27 protein-coding genes are annotated in these 26,366 nt (G+C 24.1%); 11 read left to right on the top strand and 16 right to left on the bottom strand.

Features of this window, described 5'->3' with window-relative positions:
• The first annotated feature begins 289 nt into the window (after positions 1–289).
• The 4 genes from AACK96_RS03310 to AACK96_RS03295 all read left to right on the top strand — a co-directional run bounded on the left by AACK96_RS03310 (position 290) and on the right by AACK96_RS03295 (position 5,479).
• On the top strand, positions 290–1,840 hold the full coding sequence (locus AACK96_RS03310; protein ID WP_338975014.1) for a hypothetical protein: 1,551 nt from the start codon (positions 290–292) through the stop codon (positions 1,838–1,840).
• Between the two features lie 79 nt (positions 1,841–1,919).
• Positions 1,920–3,043, top strand: a protein-coding gene (locus tag AACK96_RS03305) for an IS3 family transposase (protein ID WP_338973306.1) whose coding sequence is annotated in 2 segments (ribosomal slippage) — positions 1,920–2,163 and positions 2,163–3,043 — 1,125 coding nt in all. Because the reading frame shifts where the segments join, the coding sequence is not laid out codon by codon here.
• A 37-nt stretch (positions 3,044–3,080) separates the two neighbouring features.
• Positions 3,081–4,091 (top strand): hypothetical protein, encoded by a 1,011-nt coding sequence (locus AACK96_RS03300; RefSeq protein WP_338975013.1) that lies wholly within the window; start codon positions 3,081–3,083, stop codon positions 4,089–4,091.
• 26 nt (positions 4,092–4,117) lie between these two features.
• Positions 4,118–5,479, top strand: coding sequence for a Sapep family Mn(2+)-dependent dipeptidase (locus tag AACK96_RS03295; protein ID WP_338975012.1), 1,362 nt, complete (start codon positions 4,118–4,120; stop codon positions 5,477–5,479).
• 52 nt (positions 5,480–5,531) lie between these two features.
• Here the strand turns inward: AACK96_RS03295 and AACK96_RS03290 are convergent, their stop codons facing one another.
• Positions 5,532–6,692: a hypothetical protein gene (locus AACK96_RS03290; protein ID WP_338975011.1), complete on the bottom strand. Its 1,161-nt coding sequence runs from the start codon at positions 6,690–6,692 to the stop codon at positions 5,532–5,534.
• Between the two features lie 240 nt (positions 6,693–6,932).
• Between AACK96_RS03290 and mnmA the strand changes: the two genes are divergently transcribed.
• The 3 genes from mnmA to AACK96_RS03275 all read left to right on the top strand — a co-directional run bounded on the left by mnmA (position 6,933) and on the right by AACK96_RS03275 (position 9,918).
• On the top strand, positions 6,933–8,048 hold the full coding sequence (gene mnmA, locus AACK96_RS03285) for a tRNA 2-thiouridine(34) synthase MnmA (RefSeq protein ID WP_338975010.1): 1,116 nt from the start codon (positions 6,933–6,935) through the stop codon (positions 8,046–8,048).
• Between the two features lie 197 nt (positions 8,049–8,245).
• Positions 8,246–8,683 (top strand): hypothetical protein, encoded by a 438-nt coding sequence (locus AACK96_RS03280; RefSeq protein WP_338975009.1) that lies wholly within the window; start codon positions 8,246–8,248, stop codon positions 8,681–8,683.
• Positions 8,684–9,165: 482 nt separating this feature from the next.
• The gene (locus AACK96_RS03275) at positions 9,166–9,918 is read left to right on the top strand and encodes a hypothetical protein (protein WP_338975008.1); all 753 of its coding nucleotides are present in this window, start codon (positions 9,166–9,168) and stop codon (positions 9,916–9,918) included.
• A 73-nt stretch (positions 9,919–9,991) separates the two neighbouring features.
• On the opposite strand, the gene AACK96_RS03270 is transcribed toward AACK96_RS03275, so the two are convergent.
• Both AACK96_RS03270 and AACK96_RS03265 read right to left on the bottom strand, forming a co-directional pair.
• Positions 9,992–10,456, bottom strand: coding sequence for a hypothetical protein (locus tag AACK96_RS03270; protein WP_338975007.1), 465 nt, complete (start codon positions 10,454–10,456; stop codon positions 9,992–9,994).
• A 186-nt stretch (positions 10,457–10,642) separates the two neighbouring features.
• Positions 10,643–11,272, bottom strand: coding sequence for a hypothetical protein (locus AACK96_RS03265; RefSeq protein WP_338975006.1), 630 nt, complete (start codon positions 11,270–11,272; stop codon positions 10,643–10,645).
• A gap of 77 nt (positions 11,273–11,349) precedes the next feature.
• Here AACK96_RS03265 and AACK96_RS03260 point away from each other — a divergent pair.
• Positions 11,350–12,473, top strand: a protein-coding gene (locus tag AACK96_RS03260; RefSeq protein WP_338973306.1) for an IS3 family transposase whose coding sequence is annotated in 2 segments (ribosomal slippage) — positions 11,350–11,593 and positions 11,593–12,473 — 1,125 coding nt in all. Because the reading frame shifts where the segments join, the coding sequence is not laid out codon by codon here.
• Here the strand turns inward: AACK96_RS03260 and AACK96_RS03255 are convergent.
• The 3 genes from AACK96_RS03255 to AACK96_RS03245 all read right to left on the bottom strand — a co-directional run bounded on the left by AACK96_RS03255 (position 12,423) and on the right by AACK96_RS03245 (position 15,816).
• Positions 12,423–12,734, bottom strand: coding sequence for a hypothetical protein (locus tag AACK96_RS03255; protein WP_338975005.1), 312 nt, complete (start codon positions 12,732–12,734; stop codon positions 12,423–12,425). The genes AACK96_RS03260 and AACK96_RS03255 overlap by 51 nt on opposite strands.
• A gap of 225 nt (positions 12,735–12,959) precedes the next feature.
• Positions 12,960–13,799, bottom strand: a complete 840-nt coding sequence (locus AACK96_RS03250; RefSeq protein WP_338975004.1) for a hypothetical protein — start codon at positions 13,797–13,799, stop codon at positions 12,960–12,962.
• A gap of 256 nt (positions 13,800–14,055) precedes the next feature.
• Positions 14,056–15,816: an APC family permease gene (locus AACK96_RS03245; RefSeq protein WP_338975003.1), complete on the bottom strand. Its 1,761-nt coding sequence runs from the start codon at positions 15,814–15,816 to the stop codon at positions 14,056–14,058.
• Between the two features lie 342 nt (positions 15,817–16,158).
• Between AACK96_RS03245 and AACK96_RS03240 the strand changes: the two genes are divergently transcribed.
• Complete coding sequence (locus AACK96_RS03240; RefSeq protein ID WP_338975002.1) at positions 16,159–17,652, top strand: YfcC family protein; 1,494 nt, start codon at positions 16,159–16,161, stop codon at positions 17,650–17,652.
• Between the two features lie 135 nt (positions 17,653–17,787).
• Here the strand turns inward: AACK96_RS03240 and AACK96_RS03235 are convergent, their stop codons facing one another.
• Positions 17,788–18,201: a hypothetical protein gene (locus AACK96_RS03235; protein ID WP_338975001.1), complete on the bottom strand. Its 414-nt coding sequence runs from the start codon at positions 18,199–18,201 to the stop codon at positions 17,788–17,790.
• A 327-nt stretch (positions 18,202–18,528) separates the two neighbouring features.
• Between AACK96_RS03235 and AACK96_RS03230 the strand changes: the two genes are divergently transcribed.
• Positions 18,529–19,458 carry a hypothetical protein gene (locus AACK96_RS03230; RefSeq protein WP_338975000.1) on the top strand — a complete coding sequence of 310 codons (930 nt, stop codon included), beginning with the start codon at positions 18,529–18,531 and terminating at the stop codon, positions 19,456–19,458.
• Positions 19,459–19,575: 117 nt separating this feature from the next.
• Here AACK96_RS03230 and AACK96_RS03225 read toward each other — a convergent pair whose 3' ends face one another.
• Positions 19,576–20,379 (bottom strand): hypothetical protein, encoded by an 804-nt coding sequence (locus AACK96_RS03225; protein ID WP_338974999.1) that lies wholly within the window; start codon positions 20,377–20,379, stop codon positions 19,576–19,578.
• 307 nt (positions 20,380–20,686) lie between these two features.
• On the opposite strand from AACK96_RS03225, the gene AACK96_RS03220 reads away from it, so the two are divergent.
• The gene (locus AACK96_RS03220; protein WP_338974998.1) at positions 20,687–21,262 is read left to right on the top strand and encodes a hypothetical protein; all 576 of its coding nucleotides are present in this window, start codon (positions 20,687–20,689) and stop codon (positions 21,260–21,262) included.
• Here the strand turns inward: AACK96_RS03220 and AACK96_RS03215 are convergent.
• The 8 genes from AACK96_RS03215 to AACK96_RS03180 form a co-directional block, all read right to left on the bottom strand.
• A complete protein-coding gene (locus tag AACK96_RS03215) occupies positions 21,255–21,872 on the bottom strand; it encodes a ribonuclease HII (RefSeq protein ID WP_338974997.1) in 618 nt (205 codons plus the stop codon). The two genes, AACK96_RS03220 and AACK96_RS03215, sit on opposite strands and share 8 nt — an antisense overlap.
• Positions 21,862–22,764 carry a ribosome biogenesis GTPase YlqF gene (gene ylqF, locus AACK96_RS03210; protein WP_338974996.1) on the bottom strand — a complete coding sequence of 301 codons (903 nt, stop codon included), beginning with the start codon at positions 22,762–22,764 and terminating at the stop codon, positions 21,862–21,864. Before ylqF ends, AACK96_RS03215 begins: the two co-directional genes overlap by 11 nt.
• Positions 22,765–22,848: 84 nt before the next feature.
• Complete coding sequence (gene rplS / locus AACK96_RS03205; RefSeq protein WP_252319419.1) at positions 22,849–23,214, bottom strand: 50S ribosomal protein L19; 366 nt, start codon at positions 23,212–23,214, stop codon at positions 22,849–22,851.
• 3 nt (positions 23,215–23,217) lie between these two features.
• Positions 23,218–23,979, bottom strand: a complete 762-nt coding sequence (gene trmD, locus AACK96_RS03200; protein ID WP_338974995.1) for a tRNA (guanosine(37)-N1)-methyltransferase TrmD — start codon at positions 23,977–23,979, stop codon at positions 23,218–23,220.
• Positions 23,972–24,487, bottom strand: a complete 516-nt coding sequence (gene rimM / locus AACK96_RS03195; RefSeq protein WP_252319423.1) for a ribosome maturation factor RimM — start codon at positions 24,485–24,487, stop codon at positions 23,972–23,974. The genes trmD and rimM overlap by 8 nt, the downstream gene beginning before the upstream one ends.
• A 1-nt stretch (position 24,488) precedes the next feature.
• Positions 24,489–24,728, bottom strand: a complete 240-nt coding sequence (locus tag AACK96_RS03190; RefSeq protein ID WP_338962636.1) for a KH domain-containing protein — start codon at positions 24,726–24,728, stop codon at positions 24,489–24,491.
• 31 nt (positions 24,729–24,759) lie between these two features.
• On the bottom strand, positions 24,760–25,134 hold the full coding sequence (rpsP, locus tag AACK96_RS03185; RefSeq protein WP_338974994.1) for a 30S ribosomal protein S16: 375 nt from the start codon (positions 25,132–25,134) through the stop codon (positions 24,760–24,762).
• 260 nt (positions 25,135–25,394) lie between these two features.
• Positions 25,395–26,267 carry a hypothetical protein gene (locus AACK96_RS03180; protein WP_338974993.1) on the bottom strand — a complete coding sequence of 291 codons (873 nt, stop codon included), beginning with the start codon at positions 26,265–26,267 and terminating at the stop codon, positions 25,395–25,397.
• Between the last annotated feature and the right edge of the window lie 99 nt (positions 26,268–26,366).

Genomic DNA, 26,366 nt, shown 5'->3' with positions numbered 1-26,366 from the left:
CTATATTAGGAATTAACTTTATTAAATTAGTAATTAAAATTATAGTTTATTTTTTTAATCTATCAATAAATATGCTTGTTACTAATTTTATTAACATTATAAAATGAAAGTAAATATTATCATCTTAATAAAAAGACTTTCATTTTATTTAAAAAACCAATATTAATAGAATAATATATTAATATTATTCATTTTTCCAGTCCAATTAATTACACGACACTATCTTAATTTTTAATTTGATATAATTATAAAAAGAGTAAGTATATTAAAAATAGATTGGGGTATTTTTATGATAGAGGAAATAAATTCTAGTTCAATGAAAGAACCAAAAATTTATCGTATTGGTCTATATAGCAAATTAACAATTCTTATTAATGGCCTTCTAATTACCACAAGTTTAATGATAGGTTGGGCTTTATGAGCAACTATTGGTCGAGATGCAGTTGATAACTATATTAAATGATTCAATAATCCACAACAACCTAATTCTAATTTACAAATTAGTTTCAATATAATAAGTATTATTGTTTTCATAGTCTCTGGTTTATCTTTAGCATTAGTAGTCGTACCTTTTATTTTTTTAAAAACTAAAAATAGTGTATCAGCACTTTTTTGTTTAATAAGTTTTATTTTTTCAGCAATATTTGTTATCTTTCTTATTGTATTTTTTATTTTTAGATTTAAAACTTTTACTTTCTTAGCTAATAAAAAAGACGGCGAAATAATAAATACAACTGGTAACTTTCTAATAGCTTTTTTACCATGAATGTTGGCTGAACTATTTGCAATACTTTTATTAATCCACAGTCTTTGATTAATTATTAATATTACCTCTAAATACAAATCAAATACACTATTAATGCCTATTGCTAAACCAAAAGCAAAACAAGAAACAGTAATAGCAAAACAAGAAGTTGATGATACGATAACGCTTCCTAACGTCGTACCAATACCAGTAACTCAAAATAATGAAGAACAACAAATAGCAAACCAAGAAACTAACAATAGTGTTCTTAAACAAGATCTAACACAAGAAAAAATAATCACTAACCCTTCAACAGCAACTGTCCATTATACTAATCATGAACTATCACAAACACCAACGCAAGGTGCCTATCATGCCGAAACTGTTTCACCAACACCAGGTACTCTTACTAATCTTAAATCCGAATCTATTACAAATGAAGAAGAAATAAATGATAATATTGAAAATACAACAATATATTCAGAACCAACAGTTGAAAAAACAAGTGTAGAAGATACAACAATATATTCAAAATCACCAACAACAGAAAGTAATATTAATACCGAAACTAATTACCAACCAAAAAATCAAGGTGGTTTTGATGTTAAAGACAGTAGTTATTCTGAATCTGAAACATCTAATTTTAATGAACAAGCAACAACAATAACTGTTGAAGAAACACAACCAATAATAGATAAAACAAACACAAAAACAAAAAAAGAAACAATCGAAGTGCAAAAAGTTACTACTCACCATTGAACATTAGAACAAATTGAAGCTGTTTGAGAAAAAGCGGAAATAATTGATGGTGTTAGTGATAAATTATATCGTAAAGATTATAGTGGTGCTTGAATGTTTCGTGATTCATTTACCACTGATTATAGCGCAGCAGATAACTTAGAAACTTACTCTTGAACTATTGTTCTACATCGTCCTACTAGTCAACAAGGAACAACTGAATTATATAATCTAGATCCAATGAATATTGTTAATGCAAAAAGTAAAGGTGAAAATTACCCTTCTTGAAAAACTAAAATTTCTTCAAAAGGAAATAAAAATATTGCGAAAGAACAACATTGAAAAGCAAGAACATAATAAATGGATGGGTTACACTTTATTGGACACTAATTACGTAGACAAGTTCACAAATTAGTTAAAAGAAAGGAAAATAATTATGGCCAATATTAACTCATATTCAGATGAATTTAAAAAACAAATAGTAGCTTTATATCAAAGTGGCAAGTCAGTATCTTGTCTTGTTAAAGAATATAACGTTACAAGAGCGGCTACTTATAAATGAATTAAGCAATTTACTAATTCAGGCAGTTTTAAAACCAAAGATAATCTTTCTGATTTAGAAAAACAATTAATTCAAGCAAATAAAGAATTAAAACAATTACGAATGGAAAATGATATTTTAAAGCAAGCAGCACTAATAATAGGCAGAAAATAGAAATTATTGCAAATAATAAATCTAAATATAAAATTCGCACAATGTGTCGTTTTTTAAAACTCTCTAAATCAACATATTATTTTAATTTAAAGAAAAAAAATAAAAATCAAAATAATATTTATGATGAAGCTGTTATTAGTGCTTTTAAAGAAAATAAAGAAGTTTATGGTACTAGAAGATTAAAAGTCATACTAGCAAACCAAGAAATTTATTTATCACGCAGAAAAATTAAACAAATTATGAATAAGCATAATTTAATATCAAAATACACTAAATTATCATTCAAAAATCATCATAATAAAGTCAATGATAGTCAAATTACCAATCTTGTTAATAGAAACTTTAATAATAAAATTAAAAATGAAGTTATTGTTAGTGATTTAACTTATGTTCAAGTTAATGGTAAGTGAAACTATATTTGCTTATTAATAGACCTATTTAACCGCGAAATTATTGGACATAGTGTAGGTACTAAAAAAGATGCATCATTAGTATATCAAGCATTTATGCACTCAAATCGCTGTTTAAAAGATATTGAAATATTTCATAGCGATCGCGGTAACGAATTTAATAATAAAACTATTGATAAACTTTTATTAGCATTCAACATAACTCGATCTTTAAGCAAAAAAGGCTGTCCTTATGACAATGCTGTTGCTGAAGCAACTTTTAAAACTTTCAAAACTGAATTTATTAATGATAAAAATTTTACATCATTAATCAAATTAAAATTAGAATTATTTGATTATATCAATTGATACAACAACATAAGAATTCACAGCACCTTAAACTACCTAACTCCAGTTAATTATCAAAAACAAGTGTCTACCAAAAAACAGTCCTAAAAAGGGTTGCCATTCCAAAATATAGTATCATTTATTTATGAATACACAAACTACTATTGAACATTTATATATAGAAATACCTAATTTTAAACATGAAGTAAATACTAACTATTCTTATTTTATAGAAAGTATTAAAAAAGAATTAACACATATAATAAATAAATACCAATTAAACTTAAAAACAATTTATCTTGCTAACAAAAATAAGTCAGTTTTACCAATTATTTTTTTAGAACAATTATTAATACTACTTAAACCATTGACAACCACTATCAAAGAATACAACTTTGAATGTACTATTAATAATACTAATTTCACAACTCTACAATTATTTTCCAAATTTCAAATTAATCGTTTAATTTGAAAAATAATTAGTTTTCAAAATCAATTAAATAACAAATTTAATTATCAACAAAGTATAAAAATTATTAATGATGCTATTAACTTAAAAATTAATAATTTCTCAATTGATTTAAAATATAATCTTCCTCATCAAACAGTAATTGATGTTAATAATGATTTACAAATATGTATGCAATTAAAAACACCTCATATTAGCTATGATAGTTATAATCACAAACAAAATCTTACTATTAAAAGATACATTAATAATTTCTTAAAAAAACACAAATATGATAACTATGAATACTATAGTTATAGTAAAAATACTAATAATCAATCAAAATATATTATTGCATATTGTTTATTAGAAAACTATTATGGAATTGGTCCAAATGCTGTTTCATATATTAAAACAGAAGATAAAGCAATAATAATTACTAATAGCAATAACATTAATAATAACAATCAAAAAAATAGTATCTTATCAACAAATGAAATTTTAATCCAAAAATTAATACAAGGTTTATTACTAAAAAGGGGAATAAAATTTAACAAAAGTGATAACATTCTAGAGCAGCCACTGATTAGTAAATTAATCAAAAATAAACAAATAAAAATAAAAAATAATCATTTATCTTGCACAAATAGTTCCTGATTATTGTTAAATGATTTAATAGTTGATATTATAACTAATACTACTATTTAAATTTATATATCAAGGAGTGAATAAATATGAAATTCAATGAAAAATTGTTAAAAGAAAAATATTTTCCGCAAGCACTAACAAAAATAAAAGAAATTGTTAAAATTCAATCATATGCTCAACCACCCACAACAACAGCACCTTATGGGCCTGGTGTTAAAGAAGTATTAGATTATGCTATTAATTTAGGGCAAGAATTAGGTTTTAAAACTTATCGTGACAAAAACAATAAATATGGATATTTAGAATATGGTGAGGGTAAAGAAATATTTGCCATATTAGGTCATCTTGATGTTGTACCACCAGGTAATTTAGAAGAATGAAAAATTTCACCTTTTTCGCCAGAAATTATTAATGATATTTTATATGGACGAGGTGTATTAGATGATAAAGGTCCAACAATTATTATTCTATACTGTTTAAAATATTTAAAAGATCATGGTTATCAACCAAATCGTCGAATTAAAGTTATCTTTGGTTTAACTGAAGAAACAACATGAGATTCAATTAACACATATATGAAGCAAGAAGGTACTCCAAATTTTGGTTTTACTCCTGATGGTATGTTTCCGCTAGTATATGCTGAAAAAGGAATTATTAACTTAGATATTATTGGTACAGGTCATAAATCCATTGTTATTAATGCAGGTGATGCTTACAATGTCACTTGTTCTACTAGTAATATTAATGGTGTTGATATTGAATCATTTGTTAAAATTGGGAAAAATAAGAACTATCGAATTGAAAATAATAATCAACAAATTACCATTCATGGTAAACCAGCACATGGGTCACGACCAGATGAAGGAATTAATGCAGGATTAAGAAGTTTATTAATTTTAAATGAACTTAAAATTGAACACAATCTAATTAAATTTGTTGGTGATATTTTACAAGAAGATACTGCTTTAACAAAATATTTTGGTGATTTAGATGATGAATCTGGAAGTTTTACTATTAATGTTGGCATCGTTGAAATTAATAGCAAAAATTCAAAATTAGGATGTAATATCCGTATTCCAGTTAAAACTGATTTACAAGAAATTTTAAATAGATTAACAAAAATATTAAAACCTTATAATTTAACAATAAAACAACAACATTATGATAAACCATTATATATGCCACAAGAATCAACAATTATTATTAAATTAATGGAAATTTATCAAGAAGTTACTGGTGATAAAAAAGCAAAACCAATTACAATTGGTGGTGGAACTTATGCTAGAGCAATGCCAAATTGTGTAGCATTTGGTGCAATATTTGATCATACTAACTCAACTGAACATCAATATAATGAATGTATTAAAGTTGACGAATTATGAAAATCAATGTTAATTTATGTACGTGCTATTAGTACACTGGGAAGTTTAGAAATTGGTAAATTATAAAAAAAGTTAGAATAGTTTATTCTAACTTTTTTTATTTTCATTCAAATAAATTTTATGCAATTGAAGGATTTCTAGGACAACCACCAAATGCAGGACCATTAATACTATTAATAACACTCACCAATTCATCATTAAAGTTATTAGTTAATTGTCGTTCATCACTACTATTAATACTCATATAATTACTATTAGTTACTATTTCCTCTAATTCATTATTTGGAGTAGACTTAAAAAATTTCTGTCATTGTTTTTTAGCATATTTATTTAATACTTTATTACCAATAGTATCATTGATAATTAAACCAAACATAATAGCAAACATTGGAACTTGAAAAAATGTAGATTCAAATTCTGGTAATCTATCAGCAGTATACATAACAGCTGCAGTTTTAATTGCATTATCTATTATAGTTGCTATTACCATTGCTGTTAAATAACCACCACTTTTTAAAAGACTCATACATTTTGATTGTTGAGAAAATAATGATTCTAACTCATCATTTTCATTAATATTATTATTTAAACAATTAAAATATCTTTTGAAAGCAAACCACATATGTGTTTTTGTTAAATATTCTATACCCTTATCTATTAAGATAGAAGTATAACATAAAACTTCTGCTCGTATAATTGTTGATAAAATATTTGGTCCATAAATAATTTTACTTCAATATTCAGCTAAACTAGTTAAAGAACCAACTGAATACATACTAGAAGCAGTAATCATAAAATGATTCGAAATTCAATATCCAACTTTTGCTATTAGCATTTTTCCAAAAATAGATGTTTTTGAAAGACATGAATAACCTTCTTCAACACCAATTTCGGAATATAAAGATAAAAGTGGACTCATTTCTTGATCAGCAGTTCTATTAAATACTGTTCTTCCTTCTTGTCAAATTTTTTCTGCTCCCCATTTTCATAAATTCATTGCTTGTGTACTAATTACCAATTGTACTGGAGTTACTCCAAAATCAACTAAATTATTTAAAGGATTTACTTTATTTCAATCAAATGATCCAATACTAGTAACTGCTACCTGAAATACTCGTTGTACAGTTTTCAAACCAACTGCTGCTGTTAATAAACCAGCTGTTCCAATTATTTTTTTAGTATCTGTTCATATTAAACTACTTCAACTATTATTAATAGTATTTGCTTCTATATTACTATCTATATCATTATTTATTAATAACTCTTCTTCTTGTGGCATTTTTTCTCTTCTCTCTATTTCTTTATTAAAACATAAAAAACACATTAGTAACAAACTTTACAAAAGTGGTTATAAACCATATTTTGTTAAATTGCTTTTATGTGTTTTAACATTAGTATAAAGGATTATCACTTAATAATCAATATGTAAATTCAATAATTTAAAAATATTTATTTGGGTATTTATTATATATTTGTTACAATTATTAAGCATTTATGAAAAGTACTAAGGAGTAATAAAATGACAGAAAAAAAACGCATTGTTGTTGGTATGAGTGGTGGAGTTGATTCATCAGTAACAGCAGCACTTTTACAAGCAGAAGGCCATGAAGTTATTGGTCTTTTTATGCGTAATTGAGATTCACTTTTAAATAATGATTTACAAGGTAACAATAATCAAGATATTTGTCCACAAGAACAAGATTATCTTGATGCTTTAGCTGTTTGCCAAAAATTAAATATTAAATTAGAAAGAATTGATTTTGTTAAGGAATATTGAGATAATGTTTTTACTTATTTTCTTGAAGAATTTAAAAAAAGCCGTACTCCCAATCCCGATATTTTATGTAACAAATATATTAAATTCGATGCTTTTTTAAAATATGCACAAAAAAATTTACAAGCAGATTATATTGCAATGGGGCACTATGCACGAATTAACTACAACCCAATTACTAAACAATATCAGTTATTAAAAGGAATTGATGATAATAAGGATCAAAGTTATTTTTTATGTCAATTAACACAAAAACAATTAAAATATAGTTTATTTCCTTTAGGTAATAAAACTAAAACTGAAGTTAGGGAATTAGCAAAAATATATAATTTACCAACAGCAACAAAAAAAGATTCTACTGGCATATGTTTTATTGGTAATCGTAATTTTCAAACATTTTTAACAAATTATTTACCAGCTAATCTGGGCAAAATTGTTGATATTAATACCAAAACTACTATTGGTAATCACAATGGTGTTTACTACTATACACTTGGCCAAAGAAAAGGTATTAATCTTTCAGGAATGAAAGTTCCGTATTTTGTTGTTGAAAAAGATGTTACTAATAATATCCTTTATGTTGCTAATGATAATGAAAATAAATGACTAATGAATAGCGGTTGTACTGTTAAATCATTGAATTGAATTAATAATAGTACATTAAAAAACTCTTTAAAATGTAATGCAAAATTTCGCTATCGTCAATCTGATGTTGCTGTTATTATTAATTTTATTAATAATGATGAAATTAAGGTTGAATTTTCAGAAAAGATACGCGCTATTACGCCTGGTCAAACCGCTGTTTTTTATGATGGTGATATTTGTCTTGGTGGTGGAGTTATTGACCAAATATTTCGCTAATCAATTATTAAAAAACTAATATAAATAATAAAATTTTAATTACATATTTTTTTATAATTTTCAAGATTCAAAAATTACTATTAAACTATTTTTTTAGTTTTTAGATACTTTTATTGCATTTTCTTTTTTACGTTCTTAAAATATAAAATAACCTATTATTATAAAAGTTATAGAAAAAAACAAAAAGGAGAGTTTTAATGAAAAAAATATTAACAATATTAACTACCTTAGCATCTACAATAACTATTGAAAATTGTATTAGTAATTTTAACTTAAGGACAATCACATTACAAAATGATTGTTTTAAAAAAAATAATGTTCATCAAAGCAATAATGATTTTATTTTTTCTGATTTATATAAAAATAATAAAGGCGAAATATATTCAATAACTAATGATGGTATTTATAAATATACTAATGATAAAAATACATTCATAAAAATAAAAGGCATAAATGGATTAATAATAAGCTTAAAATTTGACGCAAAAGATAATATTTATGCTTTAAAAACTAATGGCATTTATAAATGTCTAGTCAATAAAAATGAATTTAAAAAAATAGGAGGTATCTATTTAAGTCAAGCAGATAATTTTAGAATATATTTACTTTTTTCAAAAAAAATGTTTATGCTTTAACAACTGAATATAATGATTATCATAATAAAATAATTTATAAACTTTTAACTAATGAAAATGAATTTATTTTAATTGACTATAAAACAGAAATAAATAATAACTATAATATTGAATCATACCGTTTTGCTGTTGATAATATTGGAAATATTTATATATTAAGTAAAAACTGAAATAATAACACAACAATTGTTTATAAATATTTATTTGAAAAAAACAGTTTTATAGAATTAAATGGTTTACCAACAAAAAATATTATAAACAGTAGCGTTGATCTAAGAGTTGATAGTAAAAATAATATTTATATATTAAACTTACATAATAAATTTTATAAATGCTTAGCTAATGAAACTCAATTTAAAGAAATTTTATTAATAAATAATAATAATAATAATAACATTCAGATAAGTACTATAGTATTTGATAGTGAAAACAATATTTATGTTGCACAAACTGATGGTGTTTATAAATGTCTATCTAACAAAATGAAATTAAAAAAAATGACAATAGAAGATAATTACACACCAAGAAGCATATCAATTGATAAAAATAATAATATTTATCTAATAGATATTGATGGTCATATTTATAAATGCTTAGCTAATGAAATGGAATTTAAACGTATATTAGGATGACCAGGCATGCCATGTACTTTATTATTTGATAAAAATAATAACACTTATACTTGATTTAAAAACGGAATTTATAAGTGTTTAACTAATGAAATGGAATTTAAACAAATGACAGGATTAGCAAGATCTATTACAAATGTAAAATTTGATGATAAAGATAATATTTATGTATTAGCTAAAAAAAATTATCCTTATAAATGCTTAGCTAATGAAATGAATTTTAAAGAAATTTGTAATAAACAAACATTCAATGATGAAAATCAATTTGAAGTAACGTATCGTTTTGCTGCTCACGATTGAATAATTATAAAAATTAGTTATGATATTTTTTTGAATATGGAACAAATATATAATGATGAAAATCAAAGTAATTTTCAAAAATTATTTTATAACATTATTATTGATTTTACTAAAAAAGATGAGACTGGGTTTGCTGGTGGTATTTTAGAATCAGATTATACTACAGCAATTTCAATAATAATTGAACATTTTGAAGAAATTAATCAATTTTTTAAAACTTTATCACAAGGTCAAGGTATAAAAATTATTACAAATAGAATTGGATCATGAGATAAAAATGATAATATGGGAATATTTAATCAGTAAAACCTAATTATAATTAAGTAATATTTAGTTTTTATTTTGATATTTTTTTCTAAAATTAAATTGTAAAAAAATATTAATTTAAAATTCGTGGTTTAGATTGAAAAGTATTACTAATACCATTATTACTACTATTACTATCAACAGTATTATTTATAATTGGCTTAATACGTATATCAAATAAAGTAATAGCAACATTTTTAATACTAATAAAAAATTGCTTTAAAAAATCTAATTGTTCAAATGTAAAATTTAGTTCTTGATTAGTAATCAAATCATTAATTTTTTTAATATCATAATTATTTTCATAATACACAGCAAAATTATCACATTGATTTTGTTTGATCAACATAAAAAAAGAATCAATAGTATTATTATCCAACTCTTCAATTGGTAATGCTTTTAAAATTTTAGGTTCAGTATCATTATAAGTTGTTGTTACTTTATATAAAATTTTTAAATCATTATCAATTTTATATTTTTCTAATTTATAATTTTTTAATTGATTGTTATCATTAACATAATATGATTTGTTTGCCATTTGATTACCACCTTTAAATAAAATAAATCATTTTTCAATTTAAATAAATGAAAAGAGATTTAAAAAATCAAGTATTAGTTCTTATTTAATTTTACAACTAAATTATTTAGAAATAAAGTAAATCTATAATAAAATAATATATTTTATTATAGATTTAAATTTAATTTATATTAATTAGAAAATTTATTATTTGCCTGGAGTTCCAACAGCCATTTTTTGTGCAAGAATAACACTATCAAAATGTAACTGTAAAAATGCGGGTTCACCATCATTAAAAGTTTTTATTTCTTCTGTGCCGGTAGGTGAACTAAAAAAATGAGTTGTAAAAGATGTATTTAATACTTTAAGTAAAGACTTAAACTTTGTTTTGTTTAATTCATCAGTAAACTCTAATTTAAAACCAGAAGTTGGCTGATCGGCCTTGAATCCTTGATCAGCAGTTAGTTTTAAATCATTTAAAGGTTCTTTTATAATATTACTTGTTATTACCTTTGAAACATTTAAATTTGCTGCCTTTATATTAATATTATAAGATTTAACAAGCTTAGCAGCAGTTTTGTTACTCATAATATCAATTTGACAAATACCATCCGCTACTTTAAAGTCAGTTGTATCAGCAACTGATAATTCACCTGGAACAGCAGTTTTAATTGTTACAATTAAATTGGTAATAGCATCAACATCGGGTTCTGAATAATCATTATCTTGATTACCAGATGTAAATCCCAATTCCCTTAAAAAGGTTGCAGAATCAGTATTTTTTGCTTTCCATTTACCATCAGTAGAACCTTCAACTAATAACTTTTCTTTAAACAACTTGGATGGGTTACACTTTATTGGACACTAATTACGTAGACAAGTTCACAAATTAGTTAAAAGAAAGGAAAATAATTATGGCCAATATTAACTCATATTCAGATGAATTTAAAAAACAAATAGTAGCTTTATATCAAAGTGGCAAGTCAGTATCTTGTCTTGTTAAAGAATATAACGTTACAAGAGCGGCTACTTATAAATGAATTAAGCAATTTACTAATTCAGGCAGTTTTAAAACCAAAGATAATCTTTCTGATTTAGAAAAACAATTAATTCAAGCAAATAAAGAATTAAAACAATTACGAATGGAAAATGATATTTTAAAGCAAGCAGCACTAATAATAGGCAGAAAATAGAAATTATTGCAAATAATAAATCTAAATATAAAATTCGCACAATGTGTCGTTTTTTAAAACTCTCTAAATCAACATATTATTTTAATTTAAAGAAAAAAAATAAAAATCAAAATAATATTTATGATGAAGCTGTTATTAGTGCTTTTAAAGAAAATAAAGAAGTTTATGGTACTAGAAGATTAAAAGTCATACTAGCAAACCAAGAAATTTATTTATCACGCAGAAAAATTAAACAAATTATGAATAAGCATAATTTAATATCAAAATACACTAAATTATCATTCAAAAATCATCATAATAAAGTCAATGATAGTCAAATTACCAATCTTGTTAATAGAAACTTTAATAATAAAATTAAAAATGAAGTTATTGTTAGTGATTTAACTTATGTTCAAGTTAATGGTAAGTGAAACTATATTTGCTTATTAATAGACCTATTTAACCGCGAAATTATTGGACATAGTGTAGGTACTAAAAAAGATGCATCATTAGTATATCAAGCATTTATGCACTCAAATCGCTGTTTAAAAGATATTGAAATATTTCATAGCGATCGCGGTAACGAATTTAATAATAAAACTATTGATAAACTTTTATTAGCATTCAACATAACTCGATCTTTAAGCAAAAAAGGCTGTCCTTATGACAATGCTGTTGCTGAAGCAACTTTTAAAACTTTCAAAACTGAATTTATTAATGATAAAAATTTTACATCATTAATCAAATTAAAATTAGAATTATTTGATTATATCAATTGATACAACAACATAAGAATTCACAGCACCTTAAACTACCTAACTCCAGTTAATTATCAAAAACAAGTGTCTACCAAAAAACAGTCCTAAAAAGGGTTGCCATTCCAACTTATCTTTAATAAGATTAGTAGAGTCAGCAGTGATAATACAAGTTCCAAGATTATCAAAATTTATTACTTCATCAATTATACTTGTATTTTCATCACTATATCATCCTAATAATTCTGCATATTTGCCATTTAATTGCGGATTATTAGGAATATTTGAACCATTATTACCGCATGCAACAACTGAAGGAGTTGCTCCTGCTGTTAATGCAAGGGCACCCATTAATCTTAATATATTTTTCATATTCACATATACCTCCAATAATATTCTTTAAACTTATTATAATAACTATAAATTAACAACTTAGTTACTTTTTTCCAAATATAATATCATATAATAAGTTATCCAATATTTATTGGATACTATATGTTTATAATGTTTAAAAATATGAAAAAAATAAACATTTTGTAAAATAAAATACTCCTTTTAAATTAAAAGGAGTATTAATATTATTTTTATTTTATAAAATTATGCAAGTGTTAATTCAGTTTTTGCTTCAAAAGTAACATCACCAGTTTTATAAGTTATTTCTAATTTATCACCAGCAGCTCAAGCAGCACCAGCAGCAGTAATTGTTCCTAAATTTGCCCCAATTTTTAAAGCAGTTAGAGTATTTAAAGCAGTAAACTGTTTTACTTGATCTGATTCTCCTTTAATTTGTATTGGTTCTCCTGGTTTTTTTGCAGTTTCTGGAATTGTAGTACCATCTACAAACATAATTTTTTGATTTGTAGTAACATCAGTATCTACTATTTTAATTTCAGCAGCTATTGTAGTAAGAGCAGCAGCAATAACACCTTTTGTTTTATCAGCTTTTAACTTAATACCATAAACATCACCAAGTGCCTCTTCACCTTTTTTAAATTGGAAATTAAAAGTACCACCAGTAATAGCATAATCTTTACCATCATCCATTTTAGCTAATTCTGGTTTAAAATCAGTAACTGCACCAGTAATTTTATCTAATTCTTCTTTATTAAATTTTCCATCTTTAGCTGTTTGTTTTAATTTACCAGTAAGAAAATCAGCACATGCTTGATTAGCAGCTTTATTATCTTCTCCTAATAATGCATTAGCTTTAATTGGTGTTTTTAAAGCATCAACAGTTCAAGTAACATTATCCTTGACAGTTGTATCAAGTGAAGCTGCTTGTACACCTTCTCCTTTATCATCTGTTAACCCTAATTGTTTTGATACTTCTACGTTCATGGCTACACCAGCTTTATCACCACAAGCAACAACTGAAGTAGTAGCTGCTATTGTTAATGTTAATGCACCCATTAATCTTAATATATTTTTCATATTCATATATAGTACCTCCAATAATATGACTTTTGAACTACAAATACAATAACCACAATTTAGAATTACTTCTAAACATAATATTGAAATGAATCCAATTAACATTATACATCATATTTTACTTTCTACCATCAATATACTTTATAATAATATAAAAAAATATTCATTATTAACACCTTTAATATTACTATAAAAATTTGTCAATAATAATAAATACTAAAAATGTATTAGTTATTATAACTAATACATTTTTAAACTTTTTTTATTCTTCATCTTCACGCCATTCGCCTTCTGACATCAATAATTCTTTACGTACATTTTTAGCAATTATATAATTAGGGTTTTTATCATCACCATTAATTAAAACATTACGTACTAAATAATTTTCAATTTCATTTTGTAGATTTTTTGCAACAAAAGGTCAATCATCTTTCACTCTAAATTCGCTATCCAATTCTTCTTGTAATTTAGGATTTGTAAGCATTCTTTTTCTTTGCATTGGTTTATAATAAGCAAAGTATCAAATTAGAGCAAACGCAATGCTAGCAATTAAATAAACTAATTGTAAAACATTAGAAGTTATATCAGATATTCCTTTTGTAGTATCAGTTCCACCTTTACCAATAAGATTTGCTCCTGAAATTAAACCATTGATTAAAGATCTTAATCATTCTTCAAATTGTCAAACTAAGAAAAGTGTTGCTGCAAGTCAAATAATAATTTCAAAAATATTCTTTTTCAATTTCTTTTCTATAGACAGTTTAATTGCAATGGAAAGTACAAAAACATAAATAATAACCATAATAATACCGGCTTCAGCAGTTAATGTTCCATAATTAACAATCGAACTTAAAACTAATTGTCCATCCTTATAAACAGGATGTAACGTATCAACTATTACTCCAATAATATCAGGTAAAATTAATCATACAAAAGCTGAAGAAAAAGTAATAATTAAATTTAATCTAGAAGCTTTAAACGGAATGTTATCTTTTGATAATTCTTTATATTTAGGTGAAATATACCCCTCAACAGATAATGGTTCTAAAATAGCACCACTATATAAAGCATTTTGCATTCCAGCATTAGACTTTAATGAAATAGTACAAATTAACATTACAAGGATACCAATTATTCCTAATCATTGTGCATGAGCTTTATCACCTAAAATTTTAAAAATACTTAAGTTGGGATTATCTGAAAAATTGCCAGCAACAGCACCAATCATAAGAATTGTTACTGCCATATAAAAAATAGTAGATAAAATCATAACAATAACTAATGAACGACTAATATTTTTTTCAGGATTTCTAACATTTTTACCAATTGTTGAATAGGTTTCAAATCCTAAAAAGAAAAAGAAACACATGGCAAAAGCTTGTGAAAAGTTATTAGCAGTTAATTGTTGATGAGAAGTAGTCATATCTCAATTTGAAGTTCCTGCCATCACAAATAATATAATAGTTGCTATGATTAATAAAAAAGTTGTTCCTCATTTTAAATAACTAGAAATATTCACAAATTTTTTAAATGCAGCCATTCCTAAAAACAATACACAAGAAGCTAAACCATAAATTAGAATTCCAATCAAATCTAATCCTAAATGTTGTCATACTCCTCAATTAGCATATAAAAAAGAAGATGGATCAGTAAAGTTAATTCTAATCATTGATACAATTTGTGAACTAACTATAACAGGTAAAGTAGCATACTGTAAAAAAGAAATTAATCAACCTCAAAAGCGACCATAACTACTTCTAACATAAATATAAGCAGCACCATTATTACCTGGATGTACTCTTGAAAGTCTTGAGAAAGCTCAAGCACAAGTTCCTGCAATTAAACCTTCTACTAAAAAAATTCAAATCATATGAGAACCTAAATTTAAACTATCTTTATTAATTAAAATTGCAAAGTTAGCAGTAAAAGTAATTCCAACAGTATAATTAAAACCAAACCAGACTAATTCTGATAAAGTTAATTTATGATTTGTCCTTTCTTTTTTCTTAAAAAGTTTTAACATAATATTCTCCTTTCAATTATAATAATTATATACCTTTAAAGTGATTTCATTAATTAATGAAATAGTCAATAAAATCAAAAAAATAAAAAAATATATGTAATTTATAATAACTAATTTTATTTTAAAATACTACTAATATTTAATTAAATTTTCAAATAATACTAATAAAAAAATAACATTTTTTTAAAAACTATTATTATAATAATGTTACTTAAATAAAAATACTACTTTTTTAATAAGTTATTTTAAAAAATAAGCTTAAACATCTTTTATTCTACATGATAAATAGTGTATTATATAATAATACTTTTAAAAAAATAAAGAAGGAGGTATTAATCATATATGGGAATTACCAAAAAGAAAAAATTTCGTTTATTTCCATTTAAAATGCCAACAGCAATTACAGTCTTATTCTTTATTATTGCTCTAATTATCATTATTTCTTGGATTCCAGGAACAACAGGTAAATGATTAGAAGATGAATCAAAGCCTGTAAGCACCGATAACCCTTGACAAGACGGTGGGCCATTAGGTATCATGGACTTATTTTTGGCTCCAATTAAAGGTTTCATTGGTAGCAGTGATATTATTGTTTTTGTTTTAGTAATTGGTGGATATATTGGCATAGTTATGAAATCAGGTGCACTAGATGCAGGAATTGGTCGTTTAGTTAAACGTCTAAACGGAAAAGAAATTTGAATTATTCCTTCAATTATGACTATCCTATCGATTGGTGGAACAGTTGAAGGAATGTGTGAAGAAACTATTCCTTACTATTTAATTATTATTCCAGCAATGTTAGCTGCTGGTTTTGATGTTGTTACAGCTGTATTAATGATTTTATTGGGTGCTGGTGTTGGTGTTATGTTTTCAACACTTAATCCCTTTGCTATTGCTACAGCTTCACAAGCTAGTGGTTTAAATCCTGGTGATGGAATCATCTGACGTTTAATTTGTTGATTTTTAGCAACTATCGGTACTATTGCTTTTGTTATGTGATATGCAATCCGTGTTAAACGTAATCCTGAAAAATCAGTTGTTTTTCACTTACATAGTGAGCATCATGAAGAATTTATTAATAAAGAAGAAATACCTGAATTTACTAAACGTCGTAAAATTATTTTAGCACTATTTGGATTAACATTTTTAATTATGGTGCTTTGTATTATTCCATGAGGTAAAATTACAGGAACAACTATTTTTGATGATTTTCACAATACATTAATTAAATATTTTCCATATTTCACAAGTCAAATTAATGCATTTGGTGACTGAAACATTGAAATGTTAGCTTTCTTATTTTTCTTTGTTTCAATTATCATTGCAGCAATTGATTGAAAAGGCGAAGAACAATATGTTCGTAATTTTATTAGTGGTTCTTCAGAATTATTAGGTGTTGCTTTAATAATTGCTGTTGCTGGTGGAATTGGCTGATCATTAAAACATTCAGGAATGCAACATGTTGTTGTTGGACAATTGCAAAGTATTGATAAATTACCAAGATTTGCTATTGTTATTATTGGTTTTTTTGCTTTTCTTTTGATTGCCTTTGTTATTCCTTCAACATCAGGATTTGCAAAAGCCGTTTTCCCTATTGTTTCAAAAATAGTAATTCCTTTAGGATTAGGTTCAGGAATGATTACTACTTTTGTTATGGCTAGTGGTTGAATTAATTTATTTGCACCAAGTGCAGGTGTAATGATGGCAGGACTTGCCATTGCTAAAGTTCCCCTAACAAGTTTTTATCGAGCAATTTGACCATATACTATTGGTATTACTGTCTTTGCCTTAATAATGTTAAGTATTGGAACTTTATTACCTCAATCAATATTTTAGTAGAATTTAAAGCACTATGTTAATTAAAACTTTTCTCTAATTAGAGAAAAGTTTTTTTATTTTTTATTTCATTTTTATAAAATTAAACAGTATTTGGGAAAACATTCACTTTCACGATTTGTTTGCGTTTGTTCATTATTTAGTAGACTTAATTGATCATCTGCTAATTCTGAAATTTCTACAATTTCTACAACTTCATCTTCTGGTAAAAAAAATTTGTTCTAATATTTTATTAATATTATTTCAATCATTTACAAAATTTTCACTCATTTTACTGTCTCTAATTATTTTTCCAGTAGCAGGATCATATTCTGTTGATTGACAAGAATTTAACAACATTTCTTCAACAAAAGCAGAAACTTTATAAATAATTAATAATTTTTGGTTAATATTATCATCACTTTTTTCTTTCTGTAATTGCTGTTTATACTTACTTAATTCATCTCATAATGATTTAATATTTTCCTTTTTTGCTGCTATTTTTCTAAAAATTTCTATAATTTCTTTATAATCAAATTTTATTTCAGATAGTAAAGATTTTAAATTCATATTTTTCCCCTTTCAAAATAAAAAACCTACTTGCTTAAAACTTAAACAATAGGTCAAAAACTTACATTTTTTTATTTATAGAAATATTATACTTTATTATTTTTATTTTTTTCAGATATTACTTTATAACAATAAATACTAATATAATTTTAATTTTACTATTAATAATTTACAAATACACTATTAAAGGTTTAAAAAAACAATAAAATTTTTTTTATGTATTATAATAGTGTTAGTGAGTTATTTAAAATAATATGTTTTACATAAGATTATTGAAGATAATTTCTCACATCTATTCTAGATTTAACTGAGGAGGTTAAGAGAAAAATGAGGAATATGAGAACATTATTAAAGTTATTAGGTGCTAGTGTCATAACAACAGTACCAGTAACTACTGTTATAGCTTGTGGTAACAACAAAGAAGATCAGGTAAAAATATTACTAGATCAAGTATCAATAAATTTAGGTTTAACAAATGATGAAGGAAACGGTTTAAAAACTATTAGACTTAATTGAGAAAAAGATACATCCTTTTTCTGAATTGATAATTCCGATATTTTGGTTACTAAATTATTAGAAAAAGAGGCAACTACTGGTCAAGCCAAAGCTAAAGATAAAGACAGTTTCTATTTTTTAAAATCTGTTTTACAACAGAAATTAACATCAGGAACAACACCTGAAGATAGTACTTTTGATGCAGCGGAAGTTGCTAAAATTAAAAATAAAATATCTAATATAAAAGTTTCTACTAGTAAATTTGTAGAACCAAATGATGATGAAAAACTTGTAGTTGGTGATGGGACATATAATTTACAATTCTTTAAAGAAGATGGTAAAACAAATTTAGGGGATAAATATACAGTAAAAGTAATGACTGGAACTGATGCTTTATTTAATATTTTTGCAAGTGATAGTCCTGCTAAATTAAGTTATAATGAATTTGTTTATGAAGGAAGTTCTATTGAGTATTTCCAAGCGGGTTATAAATTAGAAGAAACTGTTAATAAATGATTAAAAGATAAAACAGAAGTACCATTAATAAGCAAAAGCAGAACTGAAAAAGCTATTAAATTTAATAACTTTGAACAATTGGTTGGTTGAAAAGCAAAATTTAATGTTATAAATTTTGAAAGAACAAGAATACCTCGTCCAAATGATTTAACAGACGGAGATGAACTAACACTTTCTATTGCTTTAGTAAAAAACCAAGAAACTATTTCTTTAAAGTCAACAATAATAATAAGAATAAACAATTAATAGTAAAATAATAATGATATGATTAGCATAAAATTATTATTCAACTTTTCTAAAATATATTAATTAAGGTAATACTAGTCTAGTATTACCTTATTTTTTACTTCAAAATAATATATATTATTTTAATTCTTCGCTATTAATTTTCATTGCTGAGATTTGTTTTAATTGAAATTGTTCATGCACTACTGCTTCAAATTCTAAAACAACACCTACTTTAAACTTAAGAAAAGCATCATTAACATATTTTTTATTATTAAAAATTAAAACTGCCAATTGTTCAAAAGCATAATTTAAAATTTTATCAGAATTTGGTTCTAAAGAAAGATAACAAAATATTTGTTCATTCCTTAAATATTGCGATATCTCAAAACTATTATTTAATTTATCTAATTGTTTTCATAAACATGGTGTTAAAATAATTTTAGCAATACCATTATCACTATACTTAATACCATCTCTTTCGTAAGAAAAACCATTATTAAAAATAATGGTATTCATTCCTAATTCTTTATAATTAATAGTATATTCGGTTATTAACTCTGCAAAAATATTCTCATTACCTACTCAATCAGCGCTAAATTCTAGATTTTTATTAACAGTAATAATAAGAGCATTTGTTATTTTTTTACTTCATTGTAAAAATAGTTCTCATCGTTCAAGAATAACAAAAACTATTTCATCAATCAAAGTATATGGCATTGAAGATTCTTCTGCTAAAGCTGAAATTTTAGAAACAATATTACTACTTAAAAAATTAGATAATAATCTTACCTTATCACTTATTTGTAAATTTTTATTTTTCTTGTAAATTTTAATAATATGTTTACATGTACTTTTTTTCAAAACTAATTTAGCAGTACCGCGACGTTGATTTGAAAAATATACAAATGTTAGTAAATTATAACCGAATTTCTTTGTCATTATAATTCCCCTGACTATCTTAAATTATAAATTAAAAACTATTTTACTTTAAATTAATATAGTTTAATTATAACAGAACTAGAAAATTTAATAAACATATAAGTTTATTTCAAAAAAATTAAATTAAAAATCTCAATAAGATTTGTCCATAATTATGAAGAAAAGCAATAATAAAAAATAAATAGTATTATTTCATATTTTTAGATATAATTATTTTAATTTAATAAATGTATATATCTAATATAGCTATTTTTCTATATTAGGATTTTTATTAAATTAAATATCCAAATAAAAAAGGAAAAATAAAATGTTAAAAAAAATATATAAAGAAATATTTTCAACTATGTTAGTAATTGATAATAAAGATAATAAATTTTGTTTTAAAATAAATATAATTAAAACTTCTAATAAAATTAGACAAAAATACAATATTAAAAAAGAAATAATCAATGACTTATTATTACCATATAAAAATGTTACTAGTTATTCTACTGAATTATTTCCACTACACTATTTATTAGAAAATATTAGCAAAGACATTATTAACAATAATGCCTTTCAAAAAATATTAAATAAAAATATAATAAATAAAATAGAAAAAATCTATAAAAAATATCAAGATTTTGACCATGACTTTCAAAAAAGATTCTTTTATTTAGAAGTTGCCTATAATATTAAAACACCTACAAGCCAATTAGAAAAGAATTTACAAAAACATGGCCTTCAATCATTTAAAAATATTTTAATAAATCAAGGAACTAAACCAATTAAAGAAATTTTTAATATTCAAAATAATAAATTATTAGCAACAGATATAAATAAATTAGATAATAACTTATTACCAATAAATAATTGTAATAATAAAAGTTTCTCTATTATATAATCCCACTATATTTTTTAACGGGCGCACAACTAATACGATGAATATCACAAATACCATAATTTTGTAATGCTATCTGATGATTTTTTGTATAATACCCTTTATGATTTTTAAACCCATAATTAGGATATTTAGTATCATAATCAATCATAATTTTATCTCTTACTACTTTATCAATAATCGAAGCGCTAGCAATATTAAGTGATTTTTGATCACCTTTAACTATTGCTTCAACTTTTCCTAGAAAATTAGGAAATTGTGGTTTTTCAAAATCAACTAAACACACATCAGGTACTATTTTTAATTTATTAAATGCTTCTATCATTGCTAAAATACTAGTCTGCTTAGGATTATGAATATTAACAAATTGATGACTTTTAATACTAACAGCAACTGTTAGTGCATTATCAATTATAATTTGATACATTGCTATTCGTTGTTTTGTTGATAATTGTTTTGAATCTTTAATTAAAGGATGATTAAAGTTTGGTTTAAGAATAACGCTTGCAACAACAATTGGTCCTGCAATAGCTCCCCTTCCCACTTCATCAAAACCAGCAATTAATGTTCCTGATGAATAATTATCAATTTCGTATCGTAAACTACTTTTCATGTTTTAAAATCTTAGGTGGTATTTCAAATGAAATTAATCCTAATTTCCCTACTTGTAAATCATTAATAAATAAATTCATGGCACGATGAGTATTATCTTCATCATTAGCCAATTTTAAATGATATTTTTGTGCTAATTTCTTAAAATAAAGAAATAATGTTTCATCATTAATATTTTTAATTTCAAAATTAATATTATAATATTTTACTAATCTTTCATAATAATTCTCAAGTAAAAAGGTTAAAGCAAAATTAGCCATTTCTTCTAAAAATAAATATTTAACAGGAATTGCTTTAATTAAAGCTAAAATCATTACTACTTTTTGATCATTCATTTTTGGTGGTAAAATACCAGGACTATCTAACAAATCAATCGTTGGATTTAATTTAATTCATTGTTGACCTCTAGTAACACCAGGTATATTAGCAGTTTGTGTTACTTTACGTTGTAATAAATTATTGATAAATGTTGATTTCCCCGTATTTGGTAATCCCATAATTAATACCTTAATTTTTGGATTAACAATACCTTTTGCCAATTGTTTTTCCATTTGTGGCTCCATTAATTTAGTAATTAAATTTAATAACTGCAGTTTCATTTTTGTAGTTAATGATTTTGCCAATAAAACAGAAAAACCTTGACTTTCAAAAAAATTAACTCATTCTTTAGTAAAATTATCATCTGCTAAATCAACTTTGTTAAGAACAATAATTCTTATTTTTTTCTCTAATAAACGATCTAATAAAGTACTTTTTGTTGCTAATGGTGCTCGTGCATCTAAAACTTCAATTGCAACATCAATAATTGGTAACTTAGTTTCAATTGCTTTAATGGCTTTCATCATATGACCAGGGAATCAATGAATTTGATTATGGGTACTTTCATTAGGCATTTTTTAACTCCTTTAATACATTTTATTATTATTTTATATCAATTTAGAAAACCACCATTGATTTTAATAACGGTGGTTTAATTATTATTTAACAGGTTTTACTGTTTTAATTTCTTTAATTCTAGCAGCTTTACCGCTTAATTTACGTAAGTAGAAAATACGTGCTCTTCTTACTTTACCCTTACGAATAACATTAATTTTATCAATTAATGGTGAATGTAAAGCAAATGTTTTTTCGACACCTTTACCACCAACAGTTTTACGAACAATAACATTTTGCGTAATTCCTGAACCTTTGCGAGCAATAACTACCCCTTCAAACATTTGAATACGTTCTTTTTTTTCTTCTTTAATTTTAGAAAATACTTGGATTGTATCTCCAGATTTAAAATTAGGAAGATTATGATTTAGTTGACTTTCACTAACTAATTTAATAATTGCATTTTGCATGTTTTATTTCTCCTTTCGTTTATTTTTTTTAAGTGAAGATTTATATTCTTCAATTATTATTTTATCTTTTGCAGATAATTGATATTTTTTAAATAAATCAATTCTTTTTTTATAAGTATTAATTAATGCTTGTTGATGACGATATTCTGCTATCTTTTCATGGTGACCACCAATTAGAACCTCTGGAACTTTCATACCTAATACTTCTTCTGGTCTTGTATATGTTGGATAATCCAATAATGAATTATTAAAAGAATCATTAAGATGAGATTGATGTTGAATAACATTAGGAATTAACCTAATAATACAATCAATAATAACCATTGCTGGTAATTCACCACCAGTTAATACATAATCACCAATTGAAATCTCTTCATCAATATAAGACATAATGCGTTCATCAATACCTTCGTAATGACCACAAACTAAAATATAATTAATATTTTTTTGACTATATTTATAAGCTAATTGTTGATTTCATTGTTGACCTTGTGGACTAAGTAAAATTGTTTTAGCCTCAGGATATTTAAGTTTTACGCTATTAATAGCATTAATTACTGGCATTGCTTGTAAAACCATACCATTGCCACCACCATAAGGAGCATCATCAACTTGTTGGTGTTTATTATTAGAAAAATTTCTAATATCAATAATATCAATTCTAATTTGTTTTTTAGTAATAGCTCGTTTGATAATTGATGTTTGCATAAAATCATTAAAAGCATTGGGAAATAAAGTTATAATTGTGAATTGGTTTTTAGTCATTATTAATTAATCCTTCAATAATATTAAAATAAACTTTTTGTTCTTCTTTATTAATTTTATTAATAAATACTTTATTATTAGGAATAAAAAAGGTTTTTTTATTAGTCATTTTTATTTCTCATAAACCTTGATGATTATTATCTAAGAAAGCAATAACTTTTCCTAAAAAAGCATTATTATTAGCATCAAATGCTTCATAATTTAGAATATCTTCATAAAATCAAGGTAAGTTGTCATTAATTATTTCTTCAGTATTAATAACTAAATTTTTATTTTTCATACCTTCTACTAACTCAATAGTATTATAATTTTCAAATGTTAATAATAAAAACTGCTTATGATTTCTTACTCTTGAAATAATTAAAGGTGTTAGTTGTTTAGTTTCTTCCAAATAAACTGTTGTTTTTTCTTTTCATGAAAATTTATTACCATAATAATTACATAAAACCTTAACTTCACCAATAAGACCATGAGTATTAACAATAGTACCTAATTCTAAATATTTCATCTTAAAACTCATTAATTACTAATTTAATAGTATTATTTTCTAAATATGCTTTACTTTCAATAATTGTTGATAATGCACGAATAGTATTTCCTTTTTTACCAATCAATACTGATATTAATGATTTTGGTACCATTAATATTAAATCATAGTGATTTTTTTCTACTAATTCGCGAATCTCAACTTCACAAATTTTATCAAGTAAAATTGGTTCAATTAAATGTTCTAACAATGTTACATACATATTAATTAATCACTTGTAGCATATTTTAATATTAAGTAGCAGGTGCTTCTTCTTTTTTAATAGAATTAGTAGTAGCAGTTTTTTTATTTTTTACAGTAACTTTTTTTGTTATTTTTTTAGGTTTGCTACTTTTTCTCTCTTGTCTTAAATTATGAAATTTAGTCATAATTCCTTCTGCTGATAATAAACTACGAACAGTTTCTGTTGGTTGAGCACCATTTGATAAAAATTTTAATGCTTTTACTTCATCGATAGTTACTTGTTTTTCTTTGCTTGTTGGATTATAAGTACCTAATTTATCAATATATCTACCATTAAGTTTTGTTCTTGCATCAATCGCAACAATTCTGTAACTAGGTTGCACTGATTTACTTTTTCCTGTTGGTATTAAGCGTAATTTAACCATAAATTACCTCCTTCTATTAATTTGTGGCAAATAAACCTTTTTAATAATATCTTATTCACATAATGATGTCAAGTTAAAATACTTAACAGATAAAAAGATTTTAAAATAATAATTTCTTTATTTTTACTAAGTTACATATTTTTTCTAAATAAATAAGTTTTTTTATTAAAAACACTTACTGATGTAAGTATTTAAATAATTTATTTATTAATATTTAATTATTAAAATAATTGTTAATTTTAATAACTACATTTATCTATTTATATTTTTGGCAAAATTGGTTTACTAAAAATACTGGTTGATTGAGAACTTACATCATCATCATTAATAAATGGATTTAATTTTTTTGGATAAGAAGATTCTTCACTATCGCTACTTGCATTTGAGTCAAAACCACTATCTTGTGAACAAAATGACCTTCTTTTTTTACTTAGTACTTCAATTGCTTCCTCTGCAATTTCACATTCAGGTTCATTATTAGTTTTTTCACTGAGCATTTTTTTAAATTCTTCTTCTAAAATGTCAACTTCTGCAAGAACACTAGTTATTTCAAACATATTTTTCTTTAGTTTTTCAATCAAAATAGTAGTTTTTTCTTCTTTTACTTTTTCATTTTCTAATTCTTTCGCTTTTATCAATTCTTCATTATTAATTTTATAATTTTCTAATTCTTCTTGTTGAACTGTTATTTTTTTATTTCAATCTCAAAAACCAAAAGTAATAATTTTTAAAAAATTATTTTTTCATTTACTAATTTTTTTATTATTTAAACTTGTAATAATATTACTATATTTATTATTGACTACTAAACAATTATCAATAGTTTGTTGATTTTGATCTAAAATTTTGGCAATTTGTTCTATTTCATATTTATAATTTTCCTGATATTTTTTTTTAGTTTTTATTATTTCTTCTTTTAAAAAAATAAAAAAATTATTATATTTTTGTTCTTCTTCTATAGTTATATTAAATAATGAAAAAATATTGTTTAATTTTTCAATTAATTCATTATATATTTCTATATTTTCTCTTATTTCATGATAATAATATTGTTGCATCAAATCTATACTATTAATATTATTTGTATTTAAACTTTTTATAAACTTATTTATATTAACTAAATCATTTATCATTCTTCTTTACCTCTTATTTTTTTTATTAATAAACCCATTTACTTAAAAAAAGCAATGGGTAAAAAACTTATATTAAACTTAATAATTATATTATACATA

Origin of the sequence: Spiroplasma endosymbiont of Tricholauxania praeusta, assembly GCF_964019535.1 — a bacterium.
GTDB classification, from domain to species: domain Bacteria; phylum Bacillota_I; class Bacilli_A; order Mycoplasmatales; family VBWQ01; genus Spiroplasma_E; species Spiroplasma_E ixodetis_A.
This window is presented reverse-complemented; position numbering and strand designations above follow the sequence as displayed.